The 18861-nt window shown below is 31.8% G+C and carries 20 protein-coding genes; 11 read left to right on the forward strand and 9 right to left on the reverse strand.

From position 1 onward, the window contains the following. Positions 1–15: 15 nt before the first annotated feature. Entirely contained in the window at positions 16–2505 is a 2490-nt protein-coding gene (gene gyrA / locus SLH33_RS03440) for a DNA gyrase subunit A (RefSeq protein WP_320417679.1), read from the reverse strand. Positions 2506–2825: 320 nt separating this feature from the next. Here gyrA and SLH33_RS03445 point away from each other — a divergent pair, with 320 nt between their 5' ends. The 6 genes from SLH33_RS03445 (at position 2826) to SLH33_RS03470 (ending at position 8559) form a co-directional block, all read left to right on the forward strand. Then, positions 2826–5381 carry an ATP-dependent Clp protease ATP-binding subunit gene (locus SLH33_RS03445; protein ID WP_320418145.1) on the forward strand — a complete coding sequence of 852 codons (2556 nt, stop codon included), beginning with the start codon at positions 2826–2828 and terminating at the stop codon, positions 5379–5381. A gap of 343 nt (positions 5382–5724) precedes the next feature. After that, positions 5725–5916, forward strand: coding sequence for a hypothetical protein (locus tag SLH33_RS03450; protein ID WP_320417680.1), 192 nt, complete (start codon positions 5725–5727; stop codon positions 5914–5916). A 3-nt stretch (positions 5917–5919) separates the two neighbouring features. Then, on the forward strand, positions 5920–6366 hold the full coding sequence (locus SLH33_RS03455; RefSeq protein WP_320417681.1) for a GNAT family N-acetyltransferase: 447 nt from the start codon (positions 5920–5922) through the stop codon (positions 6364–6366). Beyond that, the gene (locus SLH33_RS03460; protein ID WP_320417682.1) at positions 6363–7229 is read left to right on the forward strand and encodes an RNA polymerase sigma factor RpoD/SigA; all 867 of its coding nucleotides are present in this window, start codon (positions 6363–6365) and stop codon (positions 7227–7229) included. The genes SLH33_RS03455 and SLH33_RS03460 overlap by 4 nt, the downstream gene beginning before the upstream one ends. Before the next feature lie 25 nt (positions 7230–7254). Further along, positions 7255–7449, forward strand: coding sequence for a 30S ribosomal protein S21 (rpsU, locus tag SLH33_RS03465; RefSeq protein WP_320417683.1), 195 nt, complete (start codon positions 7255–7257; stop codon positions 7447–7449). A 3-nt stretch (positions 7450–7452) separates the two neighbouring features. Then, positions 7453–8559, forward strand: coding sequence for an alanine racemase (locus tag SLH33_RS03470; RefSeq protein WP_320417684.1), 1107 nt, complete (start codon positions 7453–7455; stop codon positions 8557–8559). A 70-nt stretch (positions 8560–8629) separates the two neighbouring features. On the opposite strand, the gene SLH33_RS03475 is transcribed toward SLH33_RS03470, so the two are convergent. The 5 genes from SLH33_RS03475 to SLH33_RS03495 are packed head-to-tail and all read right to left on the reverse strand — an operon-like array spanning position 8630 to position 12525. Further along, entirely contained in the window at positions 8630–9217 is a 588-nt protein-coding gene (locus SLH33_RS03475; protein WP_320417685.1) for a phosphatase PAP2 family protein, read from the reverse strand. Then, positions 9207–10253 carry a peptidylprolyl isomerase gene (locus tag SLH33_RS03480; RefSeq protein ID WP_320417686.1) on the reverse strand — a complete coding sequence of 349 codons (1047 nt, stop codon included), beginning with the start codon at positions 10251–10253 and terminating at the stop codon, positions 9207–9209. Before SLH33_RS03480 ends, SLH33_RS03475 begins: the two co-directional genes overlap by 11 nt. A gap of 2 nt (positions 10254–10255) precedes the next feature. Next, positions 10256–10981 (reverse strand): FKBP-type peptidyl-prolyl cis-trans isomerase, encoded by a 726-nt coding sequence (locus SLH33_RS03485; protein ID WP_320417687.1) that lies wholly within the window; start codon positions 10979–10981, stop codon positions 10256–10258. After that, entirely contained in the window at positions 10968–11504 is a 537-nt protein-coding gene (gene gldI, locus SLH33_RS03490) for a gliding motility-associated peptidyl-prolyl isomerase GldI (protein WP_320417688.1), read from the reverse strand. The genes SLH33_RS03485 and gldI overlap by 14 nt, the downstream gene beginning before the upstream one ends. Continuing rightward, entirely contained in the window at positions 11497–12525 is a 1029-nt protein-coding gene (locus tag SLH33_RS03495; protein ID WP_320417689.1) for a bifunctional oligoribonuclease/PAP phosphatase NrnA, read from the reverse strand. The genes gldI and SLH33_RS03495 overlap by 8 nt, the downstream gene beginning before the upstream one ends. A gap of 99 nt (positions 12526–12624) precedes the next feature. Here SLH33_RS03495 and SLH33_RS03500 point away from each other — a divergent pair, with 99 nt between their 5' ends. The 3 genes from SLH33_RS03500 (at position 12625) to SLH33_RS03510 (ending at position 14499) form a co-directional block, all read left to right on the forward strand. Next, positions 12625–13044, forward strand: coding sequence for a nucleoside-diphosphate kinase (locus SLH33_RS03500; protein ID WP_320417690.1), 420 nt, complete (start codon positions 12625–12627; stop codon positions 13042–13044). Positions 13045–13228: 184 nt separating this feature from the next. After that, on the forward strand, positions 13229–13639 hold the full coding sequence (locus SLH33_RS03505; protein WP_320417691.1) for a hypothetical protein: 411 nt from the start codon (positions 13229–13231) through the stop codon (positions 13637–13639). A 116-nt stretch (positions 13640–13755) separates the two neighbouring features. Further along, positions 13756–14499, forward strand: a complete 744-nt coding sequence (locus SLH33_RS03510; RefSeq protein WP_320417692.1) for a 5'-methylthioadenosine/adenosylhomocysteine nucleosidase — start codon at positions 13756–13758, stop codon at positions 14497–14499. A gap of 74 nt (positions 14500–14573) precedes the next feature. Here SLH33_RS03510 and SLH33_RS03515 read toward each other — a convergent pair whose 3' ends face one another. The 3 genes from SLH33_RS03515 to recF are packed head-to-tail and all read right to left on the reverse strand — an operon-like array spanning position 14574 to position 17249. Next, positions 14574–15836, reverse strand: coding sequence for an Ig-like domain-containing protein (locus SLH33_RS03515; RefSeq protein WP_320417693.1), 1263 nt, complete (start codon positions 15834–15836; stop codon positions 14574–14576). Positions 15837–15869: 33 nt separating this feature from the next. Next, positions 15870–16166: a DUF721 domain-containing protein gene (locus SLH33_RS03520; protein ID WP_320417694.1), complete on the reverse strand. Its 297-nt coding sequence runs from the start codon at positions 16164–16166 to the stop codon at positions 15870–15872. A 3-nt stretch (positions 16167–16169) separates the two neighbouring features. Then, positions 16170–17249 carry a DNA replication/repair protein RecF gene (recF, locus tag SLH33_RS03525; RefSeq protein WP_320417695.1) on the reverse strand — a complete coding sequence of 360 codons (1080 nt, stop codon included), beginning with the start codon at positions 17247–17249 and terminating at the stop codon, positions 16170–16172. A 103-nt stretch (positions 17250–17352) separates the two neighbouring features. On the opposite strand from recF, the gene SLH33_RS03530 reads away from it, so the two are divergent. Together SLH33_RS03530 and ribH are read left to right on the forward strand one after the other, a co-directional pair. Beyond that, positions 17353–18138, forward strand: coding sequence for a tetratricopeptide repeat protein (locus SLH33_RS03530; protein ID WP_320417696.1), 786 nt, complete (start codon positions 17353–17355; stop codon positions 18136–18138). An 86-nt stretch (positions 18139–18224) separates the two neighbouring features. Further along, on the forward strand, positions 18225–18731 hold the full coding sequence (ribH, locus tag SLH33_RS03535) for a 6,7-dimethyl-8-ribityllumazine synthase (RefSeq protein ID WP_320417697.1): 507 nt from the start codon (positions 18225–18227) through the stop codon (positions 18729–18731). Positions 18732–18861 lie beyond the last annotated feature (130 nt).

Below are 18861 nucleotides of genomic sequence, written 5' to 3' on the forward strand. Positions count from 1 at the left end.
TTATTAATTGTTATGTTAATTTTCGTTTGAACTGTTTTCAATTTCCGTGCCATTTTCCTCTTCCTCTTCTTCATGAATAACTTTTGCTACGGCAGCAATACTATCGTTATCTTTAATATTGATTAATCTTACACCTTGTGTAGCACGCCCCATAACACGCAACTCTTCTACAGCCATACGAATGGTAATTCCTGATTTATTGATAATCATTAAATCATTAGAATCATCTACATTTTTGATTGCCACTAAGTTACCTGTTTTTTCTGAAATATTCAATGTTTTTACTCCTTTACCTCCACGGTTAGTAATGCGGTAATCTTCTAACTTTGAACGTTTTCCGTATCCTTTCTCAGAAACCACTAAAATATTACTTTCCATGTCATTTACAGAAACCATACCTATTACCTCATCTTTTTCTCCTTGAAGAGTTATTCCTCTAACTCCAGATGCAGTTCTACCCATGGGTCTTGTTTTCTCTTCTTCAAAACGAATAGCTTTACCTGATTTTAAAGCTAACATTACTTGGCTATCACCTGTAGTTAACTTTGCTTCTAATAACTCATCCCCTTCTTTAATGGTAATTGCATTTATACCGTTGGCACGTGGACGTGAATATTGTTCTAAAGGTGTTTTCTTAACCTGACCTTTTTTAGTAGCCATAATTACATAGTGGCTATTGATGTAATCTTCATCTTTTAGATCTTCGGTTAATAAAAATGCTTTTACTTTATCATCTTGCTCAATATTTATAAGGTTTTGTATAGCTCTACCTTTTGAATTCTTACCTCCTTCTGGCACTTCAAACACACGCATCCAGAACACTTTACCTTTTTGAGTAAAGAATAACATGTATTGATGATTTGTACCAACAAATAAATGCTCTAAGAAATCTTCGTTTCTAGTAGTAGCTCCTTTTTGACCACGCCCTCCTCTACTTTGAACCTTATACTCATCTAAATTTGTTCTCTTTAAATAACCTGCATTTGAAATAGTAACTACAACTTGTGAATTTGGTATCATGTCTTCAATACGCATATCACCACCTGCATATTCTATAGTAGAACGACGCTCATCTCCATACTTATCACGAATGTGAGTTAATTCTTCTTTAATGATATCGTATCTTCTAGGCTCATTTGCTAAGATATCTTTTAAATCGGCAATTGTTTTGATAATTTCATCATACTCTGCACGTAATTTATCTTGCTCTAGTCCAGTTAACTGACGTAAACGCATTTCTACAATAGCACGCGCTTGAATTTCTGTTAGTTCAAAACGCTCAATTAATTTTTCGCGTGCTTCATCTGCATTTGAAGATGCTCTAATAATTGCAATTACTTCATCAATATTATCAGAAGCAATAATTAATCCTTCTAAAATATGAGCTCTTGCCTCTGCTTTTGCTAATTCAAATTTTGTACGTCGAACAACTACTTCATGACGATGCTCAACAAAATGATGAATTAATTGCTTTAAGTTTAACTGCTCTGGACGCCCTTTGACTAAAGCAATGTTATTTACACTGAAAGATGATTGTAATTGTGTGTATTTAAATAATTTATTAAGAACTACGTTAGGTACCGCATCTCTTTTTAATACATACACAACTCGCATTCCTTTTCTATCAGATTCATCTCGGATGCTAGCAATACCTTCTAGTTTTTTATCGTTAACAAGATCTGCAGTCTTCTTAATCATTTCTGCTTTGTTAACTTGATATGGTATTTCCGTTACGATAATACACTCACGTCCTTTCACTTCTTCAATAGTAGCTTTGGCACGCATTACTATACGTCCTCTACCTGTATGGAAAGCATCTCTTACACCATCATAACCGTAAATAATACCTCCGGTTGGAAAATCAGGCGCTTTAACGTGTTGCATTAACTCGTCAATCTCTATATCTCTATTATCAATATAGGCAATAGTACCATTAATAACTTCAGTTAAGTTATGAGGAGCCATGTTAGTTGCCATACCAACCGCAATACCTGATGCTCCGTTTACCAATAAGTTTGGTATACGTGTTGGTAATACAGTGGGTTCTTCTAACGTATCATCAAAGTTTAGTTTATGATCAACAGTATCTTTTTCTATATCAGACAGCATTTCTTCTGATATTTTTTGCATTCTAACCTCAGTATAACGCATTGCTGCTGGACTATCACCATCAACCGAACCGAAGTTACCTTGACCATCAACCATCATATAACGCACACTCCAATCTTGTGCCATACGTACCATAGAATCGTATACAGAAGTATCTCCGTGCGGATGATACTTACCTAACACCTCTCCTACTACTCTTGCAGATTTTTTATAGGCTCCTGTAGATTTAATTCCTAATTCATGCATTCCGTACAATACTCTTCGGTGTACCGGCTTTAATCCATCACGAACGTCTGGTAATGCTCTGGATACAATAACCGACATCGAATAATCGATGTACGCAGATTTCATTTGCTCTTCAATATTAATCGGAATCAACTTTTCACCGTCTGCCATATATCTCTTTTTATAATATTAGTACTCATTTTCGTTAAAAAAGTGAATTCTATTATCACATAAAATTCACTTTCAAAGCCGCAATTAAGCGATATTTTTTAAAACATTGCAAGATATAATTTTCATGAAAACCACCAAAGTATTATTTACATTAATTTAAGGCTAGTTATTAACAATTTACACTGGTTTTTAACAGATTCTTGGTTCATATTGTTCCTTTTTTATACATAGACAATATGTCAGCAGATTTAACTGGCACTCTTTTTGCTTTTTTAATAAAATTCTCATTAACTTTACACAGAACGATAGAAATTAAGCATATGGACGATAATTTTTCACCAGAAGTAAGAGATGTTATTACTTTTAGTAAAGAAGAAGCCTTACGTTTAGGTCACGACTTTATTGGAACAGAACATCTTTTATTAGGATTAATCAAAAGAGGCGATGGAAAAGCTATAGATATTTTAAACTCGTTTGATGTTGATTTAAACTTGGTTAGAAATAAACTTGAAAGGCTAAATCCATCTGAACTTACTTTAGAAACCAAAAACAAAAGAAGCTTACACCTTACACGTCAAGCAGAAAAAGCAATAAAAACAACCTTTTTAGAAGCTAAGTTATACCAAAGTGATGCTATTGATAGTGCTCATTTGTTACTTTGCATATTGCGTAATGAAAATGACCCTACTACAAAACTTTTGCAAAGGTATGACCTAGATTATGATCAAGTAAAAGCTATGTATAAAGATTTACATTTAGACGAAAGAGACTTACCAATTAGTCCAACAGCAGAAACATCAGGTGATGATTTTGAAGATGATAAAGGCAATCCGTTCGAGCAACAACCTCAACGAAGCAAACAAGCTAAAAAAACTAAAACTCCTGTTTTAGATAATTTTGGGCGCGATTTAACTGCTTTAGCAGAAGCAGGAAAATTAGACCCTGTAGTTGGACGTCAAAAAGAGATTGAGCGTGTTTCTCAAATTTTAAGTAGACGTAAAAAGAACAATCCAATGCTAATTGGTGAACCTGGAGTAGGTAAATCTGCCATAGCAGAAGGTTTAGCCTTACGCATCGTAAATAGAAAAGTATCAAGAATACTATTTGATAAACGAATAGTATCTCTTGACCTGGCTAGCTTAGTTGCTGGAACAAAATATCGTGGTCAGTTTGAAGAGCGCATGAAAGCTCTTATGAATGAACTTGAAAAGAATGATGATATTATTTTATTCATTGATGAAATTCATACCATTGTAGGTGCAGGTGGTGCTACAGGTTCTTTAGACGCTTCTAATATGCTAAAACCTGCTTTAGCACGCGGCGAAATTCAATGTATTGGAGCTACTACTTTAGATGAGTACAGAACAAACATTGAAAAGGATGGAGCATTAGAGCGTCGTTTTCAAAAAGTAATTGTAGACCCTACTTCTGTAGAAGAAACCATTCAAATTTTACATAACATAAAAGCTAAATACGAATCACATCACAATGTAACATATACAGATGAAGCTATTGAAGCTTGTGTAAAATTAACCAATCGTTATATGACAGATCGTTATTTACCAGACAAAGCTATTGATGCTTTAGATGAAGCAGGATCTCGTATTCATATAACAAACATTGTTGTACCACAACAAGTATTAAGTTTAGAAGCGAAACTTGAAGAAATTAGAGAGCGCAAAACCAAAGCAGTTAGCGGTCAAAAATACGAAGAAGCAGCTAAGCTACGTGATGATGAAAAGAACATGGAAGCTGCTTTAGAATCTGCTCAACGCCAATGGGAAGAAGAATCTAAATTACACAGAGAAACAGTGACTGAAGATAATGTTGCAGAAGTAGTTTCAATGATGACAGGTATTCCTGTAAATAGAGTTGCCGAAGCAGAAAGCCATCGTTTAGCAGAATTACCAAACCTAATTAAAGGAAAAGTAATTGGTCAAGACGAAGCTGTCACCAAAGTAGTTAAAGCCATTCAGCGTAACCGTGTAGGATTAAAAGATCCTAATAAACCAATTGGTTCATTTATTTTCTTAGGTTCTACCGGTGTTGGTAAAACACAATTAGCAAAAGTATTAGCTCGTGAATTATTTGATTCTGAAGATTCTTTGATTAGAATCGATATGAGTGAATACATGGAAAAATTTGCCATTTCTCGTTTAATTGGTGCACCTCCAGGATATGTAGGCTACGAAGAAGGTGGACAATTAACTGAAAAAGTAAGACGTAAACCTTATTCGGTTGTTTTATTAGACGAGATTGAAAAAGCGCATCCTGATGTATTTAACATGCTGCTTCAAATTTTAGATGATGGACATATTACTGATAGTTTAGGTAGAAAAATTGATTTTAGAAACACTATTATAATTATGACCTCAAACATTGGAGTTCGTAAGTTAAAAGACTTTGGTGGTGGTGTTGGTTTTGGTACTGCGGCTAAAAAAGAACAAGAAGATGCCAATGCTAAAAGCATTATTGAAGGTGCGTTAAAGAAATCGTTTGCTCCTGAATTCTTAAACCGTATTGATGATGTTATTATTTTCAACTCTTTAGAAAGAGAAGATATTCATAAAATTATTGATATTGAATTAAAGAAACTACTTAATCGTATTTCTGATTTAGGTTATACATTAAACTTAAGCGAAAAAGCTAAAGATTATATTGCTGATAAAGGCTTTGACAAACAATACGGAGCAAGACCTTTAAAAAGAGCTATTCAAAAATATATTGAAGATGCTTTAGCTGAAGAAATTGTAACCGCAAAACTAGATGAGGGAGATACCATTTTTATGGATTTGGATGAAAAAGCCAATAAACTCACCATAAAAATTGAAAAAGGTGAGAAACCTTCAGAAACCAGAACTGAAATAGAAGAATAATTCTTAAATCCCGAGTTAAAACTCGGGATTTTTTTTGTTGGTTATCAATACAATACCTATCATTTTTGCATACCTCCATAAAATTTAGTAAATTTGCAGTCTATGATGTTTTCAATCCACGAGAAAAAAAACCAACGCGTATTTACTTTTTATTATTCGGTTTTCAGAAACCAATCTAGCAAATTCGTTCCTCCAGGGTCGTAGTTTCATATAATCCAAAAGAGAATATCTAAAATTTACCTCTGTTGTTAGTTTAACAACAGCACTTTTTATCATTCCCTTAACTTATTTTTTTAATCCCGAGCGGTTTTAAACCGTATTCGGCTAAACTATTTTTATCTATATGAAACTTTTATATATCAAAAGAAAAACAAGAACAGAAAAAAGATTTACTCCCAAAATGGGAAAACTTATTACAAATGTAACCTATATAAAAAAATACCTTTTAGGCTTTCCTATTAAAACTTTACACAAGTATAGAGAAACCTATTATGGAGAAGTTAAAAACTGTGACGATTGTCATTTATTTATTTAGTGTATGGAGATAAAAACCTATGATGCATTTAATCGCATTACCCCTTTAGAAATAGAACGTGTTGCTAACTTTTTATTTCATCACTTAGAAGAATATGGTGATAGCAAATCTGCCATTACCAAAGCTATAAACTATGCCGCCAAAGAAAGAACAGGTCTTGGCGGTTATGTATTTACTATTGAAAATAATAACCAAATTATTGCAGCTGTTGTTATTAATAAAACTGGTATGGATGAATATATACCCGAAAACATTTTGGTGTATATAGCCACCCATAATAGCTACAGAGGAAAAGGTTTAGGTAAAAAAATAATGAAGCATGCAATTGATTACACACAAGGAGACATTGCTCTTCATGTTGAAAAAGACAATCCTGCTAAGTTCTTATATGAAAAGTTAGGATTTACGAATCCGTATTTAGAAATGAGATTAAAAAAAGAAAACGTATGAGGCAACTAAAAATTACCAAACAAGTTACTAATAGAGAAACCAAATCTTTAGACAAGTATTTACAAGACATTGGTAAAATAGATTTAATTACTGTTGATGAAGAAGTTGAATTAACTCAACGTATAAGAAAAGGAGACCAACAAGCTCTTGACAAATTGGTAGGTGCTAATTTACGTTTTGTCGTTTCTGTTGCTAAACAATATCAAAACCAAGGGTTAAAACTTTCCGATTTGATTAATGAAGGAAATATCGGTTTAGTTAAAGCTGCAAAACGTTTTGATGAAACTAGAGGTTTTAAATTTATTTCATATGCTGTTTGGTGGATTCGTCAATCAATTCTTCAGGCATTATCTGAGCAAGCACGAGTTGTGAGACTTCCTTTAAACAAAATTGGTAGTATTAATAAAATCAACAAAGCCGCTGCTCGATTAGAGCAAGATAATGAGAGAATGCCAACTGCTGAAGAAATTGCTTCAGTTTTAGATATGACTGTTACCGATGTTAAGCAATCTATGAAAAATGCAGGAAGGCATTTATCTATGGATGCTCCTTTGAGAGATGGTGAAACTACCTCAAATCTTTATGATGTTTTAAACACAGGCCAATCTCCTAAACCAGACAATGAATTGATTAACGAATCTCTTCAGATAGAAATAGACAGAACTTTAGAAACCCTACCTCCTAGAGAAGCAGATGTTGTAAAACTATATTACGGATTAGGTAATACAACAGCCATGAGTTTAACTGAAATTGGAGAAATTTTCGACCTTACTAGAGAAAGAGTAAGACAAATAAAAGAAAAAGCTATAAGACGATTAAAACACCGATCAAAAGTAAAGGTATTAAAATCATATTTAGGATAAATGTTTAATTAAAAATTTAAGAATTATGTTAATAGTACAAGTCAAAGAAGGCGAAAATATAGATAGAGCCATTAAGAGATATCGTAGAAAATACAGAGACACAAAGCTTTTAAAAGAAATTAGAAACAGAAAAGAATACACAAAACCTTCTGTTGCAAGAAGAGAGCAACTTAAAAAAGCACAATATAAAGAACAATACCTTTTAGAACAGGAAAAATAGTAAATGGCAGAATTAATTATTCACTCTGAAAGAATAAAAAGTAACATTAAAGAATTAAGTAATTTTTTTAAAAATAATAATATTGAATGGAGTTTAGTTACCAAAGTATTTTCTGGAGATAAAACTTTCCTAAAACACATATTAACTAAAGATGTTATTGAAAATATCAGTTCAGTAGGGGACTCTAGACTCACAAGTTTAAAAAATTTACGCCAAGTAAATCCCGATATTAAAACCATTTACATAAAACCTCCTGCTGAAATGTATGCTGATGATATTGTAAAGTTTGCAGACATCTCTTTAAACAGCTCATTATCTACCATTAAAGCTTTAAATAAAGCCGCTAAAGAACAAAACAAGCTTCACCAAATAATTATAATGATAGAGCTTGGAGAATTACGCGAAGGTGTAAAAAGAGATAATATTTTACATTTTTATAAACAAGTTTTTGAACTATCAAATATTGAAGTAATAGGGATAGGCTCAAACTTAGGATGTATGTATGGAGTTGAACCTACTTATGACAAATTATTACAGCTATCTTTATACAAAGAATTGATTTCTTTAAAATTTGAAAAGGATTTAAAATATATTTCTGGTGGATCTTCTATTACCTTACCTTTAATAGACATTAAAGAAACACCTAAAGAACTAAATCATTGTAGAATTGGAGAAACTGCTTTTTTTGGCATAAGTCCGTTAAATAACAAGCCTTTTAAAAATCTTTTTACAAATACTTTTGAATTTTATGCAAATATTATTGAGTTAGAAGAGAAAAAAATTGTACCAGATGGTAATATTAGCAATGCTAGTATTGGCCATACTTCTGAGGTTGATAATACAAACACATCAAAAACTTCTTATAAAGCTATTTTAGATTTTGGAATGTTAGATATTGATAAAAGTGATTTAGAAACAGATGATACTAACATTACTTTTGTTGGAGTTACTTCTGACATGTTAGTGATTGACATTGGTAATAATAAAACTAAAGAAGGAGAACCTAAATATAAGGTAGGTGACAAAATTAAATTTAAACCCAACTATATGGGCGTTGCTAGGTTATTAAATTCTAAATTTATTGACAAAATATATGCAAATCAACTTTAGGTGTATATTTTCACTAAGTAACATAGGTATTTCATAGCTTTGCAAGCATGAATTATTTGAAAAATGCAGTTTAGATTAATTTTTCTTTAAAGACTTTTTCAAATAAAAACTTGAAAAGCATAAACAATAGAGAACCCATAATAGCACCAGCCACATAACCTGAGGCTACATCTATTGGGTAATGAACTCCCAAATAAATTCTACTAAACCCAAATACTAAAGGAAAAAGCAACAGAAAATAAATATATTTATATGTTTTTCTTAATAAAAGAATTACAAATACTGTAAAAGTTGTAGAAGTAGCCGCATGTCCCGACCAAAAACTTAGTCCTCTTGGTTTATACGTAAACTCGCGTAAAAAAGAAGTTAGTTCTGGTGTGTTACAAGGACGTAACCTACCTATATGATTTTTTACTAGGTTTGTAATCTGGTCAGAAAAAGCAATTAATAAGGCGATAAATAAAAAAACAAAAATGGTTCTTTTAACCCCTAATTTTTTATAAATAAAAAATAATATAATAATGTATAACGGAATCCAATTAAGCTGATTGGTTATAAAAAACCAAAGCGAATCCCATTGTTCATTTCCTAAATTGTTAAGATAAATAAGTAATTCTTTATCTTTTGTTAAAATTGTATTTAAAAAACTATTTTCCAACTTTTAATATCTCTATTTCAAAAATTAAATCGGTGTTTGGGTCTATAATAGGCGGTCTTCCTACCGATCCATACCCTAAATAACTAGGTATAAATAGTCTAGATTTTTCTCCTTCAGCCATTCTAGAAGCTCCTTCTTTCCATCCTGCAATTAACGGATCTTTATTAATAGTAAAAACAAACGGTTTTTCTTTACTAATACTTGAATCTATTTTCTTACCGTCAGCTGTATATAAGGTATAATGCACTGTTGTAGGTATAGCCGGATTTACTTTTTTACCGGTTCCTTCTTGCAAAGTAAGAATCTTTAATCCTGATTCTGTTTTAAAAGCTTCTGCAATGCCCATTTTTTCTTTGAATTTATTTTTAGCAATTGCAAGCTTTCTTTTATACTCATGTCTTCTTGCTTCGCTATTATTTAGTTCAAATTGAAAAACTGTTGGGGCATCAAACTTTTTTGCTTCCGAACCAATTCTAATTATTTCAATAGCTTTAATATAGTCATTTTGCTGAATACTATCTACCACTTCTTGCCCAAACTGAACTTGACCAAACACCGAATGCCTACCATTTAACCAAGGCGCTTCATTAATAGTGATAAAAAATTGACTAGAATTAGTATTTGGTCCTGAGTTTGCCATTGACAATACTCCTGAACCGTCGTGTTTTAACAGTAATTCTCCTTCTTCATCCATAGGAAATTCATCATCAAAGCGATAACCCGCATTCCCTCTTCCGGTACCTGTTGGATCTCCTCCTTGAATCATAAAATCTTTAATAACCCTATGAAATTTGATTCCGTTATAAAAAGGAATATCTTGATTTTCCGCAGGTAACTTAGGATTATTCCCTTCTGCTAAGGACACAAAGTTTGCAACCGTCATAGGAACATCCTTCTCGTGAAGTTTAACTAAAATATCACCACGATTGGTTTGAATATCAGCATATAAACCGTTACTTAACTCTGGATATTTAACCGATTTACATGCTGATAATACTAACGATAAAACAATTAATAATTTAATTGATTTTACCATTCTTATTTTACTTCTAATAATTCAACTTCAAAAATTAATGCTGAAAAAGGCTTAATTTTTTCGCCTCTTTGTTGAGCACCGTATGCTAACTCTTGAGGAATAAAGAACTTATATTTTGCTCCTGGTTTCATTAACTGTAATCCTTCTGTCCATCCTTTAATTACTTGAGATACCCCAAATTCTGATGGCTCTCCACGATCTACCGAACTATCAAAAACAGTACCATCTAATAATGTACCATGGTAGTGAACTTTAACTCTGTCAGTAGCCTTAGGAGCTTCTCCATTTCCTTCTTTTAACACTACATATTGTAATCCACTTTCTGTAGTAATTACACCATCTTTAGTTTTATTTTCTGCTAAGAACTCTTCTCCTGCTTTTTTATTTTCACCAAACTCTTTTTCAGCTTTTTTAGCCATTTCCTCCTGTTTCTTCTGCATCATTTCCATTCTTTTCTTCTGAAAAAATGGCATGATTACTTTTCTTACATCTTCATGTTTAATTAACAAATTAGTAGAATCAATTCCAGCTAAATAACCTTGAATTAATACATCTTTATCAATATCATCTCCAAAATTAGTTTTTAACTGACTTGCCATATCTAATCCTATAGCGTAACTAACAGAGTCAATTTCGTTTTCTAATGAACTTTTTGTTTTTAATTGACTGTTACATGATACTACTACTAATCCTAAAGCAGCAATAGCTATTACCTTATTTAATTTCATTTGTGTTTATTTTTTTTAATGTTAGGGTACTTTTTATTGTTTGATTAATTCCAATTTTATTTCCATCTCCCGTCACTCCAAAAGCCCTGTATGATGGAATGACAAATGTAACGGTTTCTCCTTGTTTCATCAATTTTATTCCATCTTGTAAGGCCGGAATAAAATCTTCTTTATCTATTTTGTAAGTTCTCTCTTGCTGTTGATAAATGGTATTCCCCTGCATATCAACAATATTATATATTATAGTAACTACATCTTCTGCTTTTGGAAAAACAGTATTGAGAGTATCTTTTTTTACGTAGGTATACCAAAACCCTTTAGAAGATGCTTTATAAACTGTTACTGTATCTTTTACTAAATACGCTTCAATTCTTTGTTTTTCTAAAGTGTTTAATTTTTTATTTTCCTCAATTATCTCTTTATAAAAATTAGTGGTTGAATGTTTTTTGGGGCGTCTTACCAATTGTTCTTTACATGAAACAAACAACACCGTTAATAAAACAAAAAATATTTGCTTAATCATTATATGATGTTTCTAATTGTTTAACATACTTAGGTAGCAACGATTTAAATTTAACAACCGTTTCTTCTAAACTTAATTCACTTTTACCTCCTGCAGCATTATCATGACCTCCTCCATCAAAATAATTTCTAGCAAATTGATTTACAGAAAAACTTCCTTTAGATCGGAAAGAAATTTTAACAATTCCTTGTTCTTCATCTTCAATAAAAATAGCCGCAAAAACAATTCCTTTTAAAGAAAGTGCATAATTAACCACTCCTTCTGTATCTCCTTTCTCATAATTGAATTGCTTTTTTTCAGCTTGAGATAACGTTATAAATGCAGTTTTATATTCAGTAAGCATCTGTAAATTGCTCAATGCTTGTCCTAGCAACAATAATCTGTTATATGAATTTGCATCGTACACATTGCTATGAATACGATCATTCTCTGCTCCTTTATCAATTAAATCAGCTACTACATGATGAGTTCTGCTGGTAGTTGATCTAAAACGGAAGGAACCTGTATCAGTCATTATACCGGTATACAAACAAGTGGCAATATTTTTATCGATCAGATCAACATCTCCCATCATTTCAATAAAATTATAAACCATTTCACAGGTCGATGACATAGAGGTATCAGAATACATGTAAGTAAATTCATCTGGTTGTTGATGGTGGTCTATCAACGCAAAATCATTCTCATATACTTTTAACGTATTCTCCATGTCGCTGCCAACTCTATGTAAGGCATTAAAATCTAACAAAAAGATAATTTCTGATTTTTCAAGCGCTTTCACGCATTGATTATTTTGGCGGTCAAAGCGGTATACGGTTTCAGATCCCGGAATCCAATGTAAAAAATCAGGGTATTCATTAGGCATTAATACTTGTGCAGTATGCCCTTTTTTATCTAAATAATGTTTTAAAGCTAAGGTTGAACCAACTGCATCACCATCTGGATTTCTGTGTCCTATTACTACAATATTCCTTGATGTTTGCAAATAATTCTTTAACTCTTCTATGTTTTTTAAAATCATAAGCGGCTAATATACAATTTAATTAAAAATTTGTGTAATTTCGCGCCGATTTTGTGCAAGACTTGCTTCAAGATCAATTAAATTGAAATAACACAAAAGATGGCAACAAATAGAACTTTTACAATGATTAAACCAGATGCTGTTGAAAACGGACACACTGGTGCTATTTTAGAAAAAATCAACGCTGCAGGATTTAGAATTGTAGCAATGAAAAAAACTCAAATGACAAAGCGTGATGCTGAAACTTTTTATGCTATTCACAGTGAGCGTCCTTTCTTTGGGGAATTAGTAGAGTTTATGACTCGCGGACCAATTGTAGCTGCAATTTTAGAAAAAGATAATGCTGTTGAAGATTTTAGAACTTTAATTGGTGCTACAAATCCTGCAGAAGCTGCTGAAGGAACTATTCGTAAACTATATGCTACTTCAATTGGTGAAAATGCTGTTCACGGTTCAGATTCTGACGAGAACGCTGCTATTGAAGGTGCTTTCCACTTCTCTGGTAGAGAAATGTTCTAAATTTTAGATAGATTTTAAATTGATTAATAGAAAAACTCGCTAATATTTAGCGAGTTTTTATTTGCATAAAAGTTTTATTTGTATAGTTTAGCAGACGAAATAAAATGGAGTTCAGAAACCATTAAAAACGAGGTGTAACCGAAAAACCAAACGAGTAGGAAAAATAATTAATTGAATAATTACTATGAAATTAAAACTTTACGCTTTATTAATCATTGCTGGATTAGCTTTTTCTAGCTGTACCGTGAGACTTGTAGACTTTACTACTATCAGTTCTAAAAATGTAAACTTAGATTTAAGTAGAGCTGACGGAAAAAAAGTTAAGGCTAGCAAATCTTATTTCTTGGGCATTGGATGGAACATAAAAGATGCTTTAGATTTAGCTTTAGAACAAGCTGGTCAAGATTATGACTTATTAATTGATGGAGTAGTAAGATACAGTAGCTATCCATTCGTAGCAAGTGTTTCGGTTGAAGGTACAGCTGTTAGCACTAGAGCAATGAAAACTGCTATGGGTGAAGAAGGGTTTAATCAATGGTTAAAAGGTCAAAATGTTTTCGATCCAGCAAACCCTGTAGTTGAAAACGAAGAGTAATAATAATTACACAAGTTTTATTTAAAAACTCGCTAATATTTAGCGAGTTTTTTGTTGTATATATCTGTTTCTGTTTCATTATTTTTACCCTATCAAATAAATATAAATCTTACAAGATGGTTGGAATTATGAGTGCAATGCAAGAAGAAATTCAAGCATTATTAAATCATACAGAAAACACTAAAACCTATACCAAAGGAAAAAGAAACTACTATACCGGGACTCTTTTTGACAAAGAAGTAGTATTGGTGTTTTCACGTTGGGGAAAAGTAGCCTCAGCTACCACAGCTACACAACTCATCAATGATTTTAATTTAAATGAACTCATTTTTACAGGAGTTGCTGGTTCTGTAAATTCTGATGTAAATATTGGAGATATAGTGATTGGGAAAAATTTGGTTCAGCATGATATGGATACTTTTCCGTTGTACGAAACCTTTGAAATACCACTTTTACAAAAAACATTTTTTGAAACTCACCCTTTTAAAAGAGAACAATTATCAAAAGCAAGTCAAGAGTTTATCAATAATTACAAACAACTTATTTCTGAGAAAGAAGCAATAAAACTCAATATTCACAATCCTTCTATTTTTATTGGTGATATTGCTAGTGGAGATCAATTTGTAAGCAAGCCTGATCAAGTAAATTTTATCACCTCTAATTTAAATTCAGTTTTATGTGTAGAAATGGAAGGTGCTGCTGTTGCTCAGGTATGTTATGAATACGATGTCCCTTTTTCTATTTTCAGAATTATTTCTGATAAAGCCAATGATAATGCTTTGGTGGATTTTCCGCGTTTTGTATCTAAAATTGCAAGCAATTATTCTTTACAAGTATTTAAAAATTATTTTCTACTATAATTGGTACGGATTTATATTATAAAAAAACTCGCTAAAAATTAGCAAGTTTTTATTATTCTATGCAATTTCGACTTCTATCGAACAAAAACTGCTAAAGCTGCAGAATCTTCCGATTGGTTTGGCAATTCACTCTCAATTCCATTTACCCAAAGTTTTGCTTTTGAAGAATATCCATTGTTGAACCACTCAATTCCACAAACATAAACATCATCCCCAACAACATATATAGAATAAGGTCTAACATGATTACCTGTAGTACTCTCTAACATTTGAGGCACACCGTTTACCCACACCATACCGCTCTCTCTACTTGAATCTAACCTAGAACCTATTACATAAACATCTCCTTCATCTGAAACAAACATAGAAGAAGCTTCATAACGTCCAGTTTCATTGGTAACATTTTCTGGAATACCATTCCTCCATATAGTGGGAGTAAATGTAGTAAACTCCCCTCTATGCCCCAATACGTAAATATTATTATTTTTTTCGTAAATAGACTGAACAGATCTAAGATCAGATTGAAATGTTGGCTCAATAAGCTCTCCATTTTTCCACACCATATAATAATGATAAGACATGCTTTTTCCTAAAACATATTCATCTCCATTTTCAGAAACATAAACTGAGGTAGTTTCAATCGAACCATCTTCTATTCCAATTATATTTTGTTGTGAAAAATTTTTCCAAATTATTCCGTTATTTGAACCAGAATATGTGACATGCCCTGAAACATACACATTATTATCTCTTATAAATATAGAATTTGTTATTGCATTTTCTCCTTCTCTAGACAAAATTATTGGCTCACTATTTTTCCATACTATTGCAACTTGATCATCTATACCAAGATCAAAACCATACCCACCAACATAAACATCCTGTCCTGACACAAATATTGATGTTCCGTATAAATATTTGAATTCAAATCCTACATCTAACAGTTGAAGTTCTCCATTTTTCCATATAGCAGGTATATCTTTATCACCATCATTTATATATCCAACAACAAAAACATCAGGATTTACAGTTACCAAAGCTTCTGCAATTACTTCATCTACTTTAGCTATAATAATAACTTCTCCTCCTTTTTTAGCAGTCACTATCCCATCTGAATCTACTATTGCTATTTCTTCATCACTACTTATCCATTCAATACTCTTACCATTAATTTCCGTAATAACTTCAAGAACCTCTGTATCATCTACATTTAAAGTTATATTGGTTTTATTTAATTCAATTTCATTAATCGGTTCGGAAATTCTTTCTTCAGAACAATTAACAAATAGAAAACTTAGTACTAAAACTAAAGTAATTTTTAAAGTTTTTAATTTCATAGTTTTTAATTTTAAGATGCAAACATAAAAAAACTAAACCAGTATTAGCTTCTTAACCAACTCCTCTCCCATTTCTTCATTGATCATTTTCATAATCTTTTCTTTACCATAGCTTAATTCTTCTCGTAATACTGAAGATGTTAAACTTACAATTAAAGTTCCGTTTTGTAATTTAACCTCTTTAGTATATGACACTACTCCTGCGCCCATTAACTTTTCCCAAGCCTCTTGAATATGGATTTTTGTAAATCCTTTTTCAAGTTTATTTTCTTTGATAAAGTTTCCCATTAAATCTTTTATAGAAAAGCTATCATTTTCTCGTTTGGTCATTGGTTACAATTTAAAAATTTGGTACGGTTGGTTACTTTGCTGTAATACGTTTTCTGTTCTTTCAGAATGTGTATCTGTAATAAAAATCTGCCCTAATTCATTGGTGTTTACTAATGAAATAATATGCGACACTCTATTTTCATCTAACTTATCAAAAACATCGTCCAACAACAATATAGGAGTAATAGACAATTGTTTTTTTATAAACTCAAATTGCGCTAGTTTTAGTGCAATTAAATATGTTTTTTGTTGCCCTTGAGATCCAAATTTTTTAATTGGGTGTTCTCCAATTTCAAAGTTTAGATCATCTTTATGAACTCCGGCAGAAGTATATTGCAGTATTTTATCTTTCTCTAAATTCTGCTGTAATAAATCTTCCAAAGAGTGTTCGTGTAACTGACTTTTATAGCGTAAATTTACTTGCTCTTTATCGCCTGAAATTATTTGATGTTTTTCATTAAATATAGATACAAACTCTTCTAAAAAAGCCTTTCTTTTTTCATAGATTACAGTACCATAATTCACTAACTGCTCATCATAAACTTTAAGGTTTAGCGCATCAAAGGTTCTATTAGCCGCAAAATACTTTAACAACGCATTACGCTGACTAATCACCTTATTATAAGCAATTAGCGCTTGCAGGTATTTTTTATCTTGCTGAGAAATAACTTCATCAATAAACTTTCTTCGGGTTTCACTTCCTTCCACAATCAAATCTCTATCAGCAGGCGATATGATTACTAACGGGAATTGCCCCACATGTTCAGAAAACTTCTCGTAAGCTTTATCGTTACGTTTTAATACCTTCTTTTGTCCTTTTTTTAAAGAACAAACTATTTTTTCTAATCTATCACGCAACCAATACTCTCCTTCAATCATAAAAAAATCTTGATGATGTCTAATATTTTGACCAGCTATGGGGTTAAAATAACTTTTAGCAAAAGACAAATAATAAATAGCATCTAAAATATTGGTCTTCCCCACTCCATTATCACCTACAAAACAGTTAATTTTCTGTTCAAATTCGAAAGTTTGAGCTTCAATATTTTTAAAATTAACTAATGATATTTTTTGCAGATACATGAACAATATTATAATTACAAAAGGAAGCGCAAATTAACGAAAAATCAGTTTTTAAAATCCAATTAAAAAAACTATTTTTGTCGCCACTAATTTTAAAGCAATTATGGCAACATATAAGAAAAGAGGTTATAAACCTAAGAAAGAAAAGGTTGTAGACGAAGTTATTGATGAAACATTTGACGAAACACAAAGTACTACTGCAGAAGTATTTAATACGTTAGATGAAACGGCTAACAGATCTGAGCAATGGATTGAAAAAAATAGCAAGCCTTTATTTTATGGTTTAATAGCTATTGCAGCCTTAATTTTAGGATATTTAGCATATACTAAATTTGTAAGTGAGCCAACTGAGGTAAAGGCTTCAAATGATTTAGCATATCCAAGATCATTCTTTGACAAAGCACAAACTTCTGCAGGAACTGCTGCCGATAGTTTATATGTATTAGGATTAGAAGGAGGAGACGGAAAATATGGTTTCATAGATGTTGCTGATGTATATAGTGGTACTAAAGCAGGAAATTTAGCAAATTATTATGCTGGTATTTCTTACTTAAACATGAAAAAATACGAACAAGCTATTGAATATTTAGAAAAGTTTGATTCTGATGATGAATTATTAGGTCCAACTGCTTTAGGTGCTATTGGTGATGCTTTTGCTGATGTGAACCAACCTGAAGATGCTCTAGAATATTATGAAAAAGCAGCTAACAAAAAAGATAATGAATTTACTTCTCCATTATTTTTATTCAAAGCAGGTCAAATAGCTATGCTTTTAAAAAAATACGGAAAAGCAGAAGAGCTGTTTACAACGATCAAAAATAAATATCCAAAAACCGATCAAGGTAGAGATATAGAAAAATACATTAACAGCGCTAAATACGCTCAATAGAACATAATTCTTCGTCATTACGAGGAATAGAATGACGGAGTAATCTTTTTGAGATTGCTTCATTTCATTCGCAATGACTATAAAAAATGGCAACAACAAACTTATCTTATTACGATAAAAACACAATCCCAAATGCGAAAGATTTTCGATTTGGGATTGTTGTTTCTGAATGGAATGCAGACATCACCGGCAACATGCACAAAGGTGCTATTGAAACCCTTTTAGATTGTGGTGCTACGCAAGAAAACATTATTTCTTGGGACGTTCCCGGGAGTTTTGAATTAATATACGGATGCAAAAAAATGGTTGAAACTGAAAAGTTAGATGCAATCATTGCCATCGGAAACGTTATTCAAGGAGAAACCAAACATTTCGATTTTGTTTGTGAAGGTGTAACCCAAGGAATTGTTGATCTGAACATCAAATATGACGTTCCGGTAATTTTTTGTGTGTTAACTGATAATACCAAACAACAATCTATAGATCGTTCGGGAGGAAAATTAGGAAACAAAGGTATTGAATGTGCAGTAGCGGCTATTAAAATGGCGGCTATTAAAAATCAAAAAATCCATTCAAACAACATCGGTTTTTAACTACATACAGCTTTATAAACTAAAGAACCAAGAAATATAAACAACTAAATTTCTTGGTTCTTTTTCTTTTCATGATAGTTATTAACATTGCTTGACCACTTCTCTATAATTCAGTAAATTTGAGGCTATT

The organism is Tenacibaculum sp. IB213877, from assembly GCF_034043975.1.
In the GTDB taxonomy this organism is placed as follows: domain Bacteria; phylum Bacteroidota; class Bacteroidia; order Flavobacteriales; family Flavobacteriaceae; genus Polaribacter.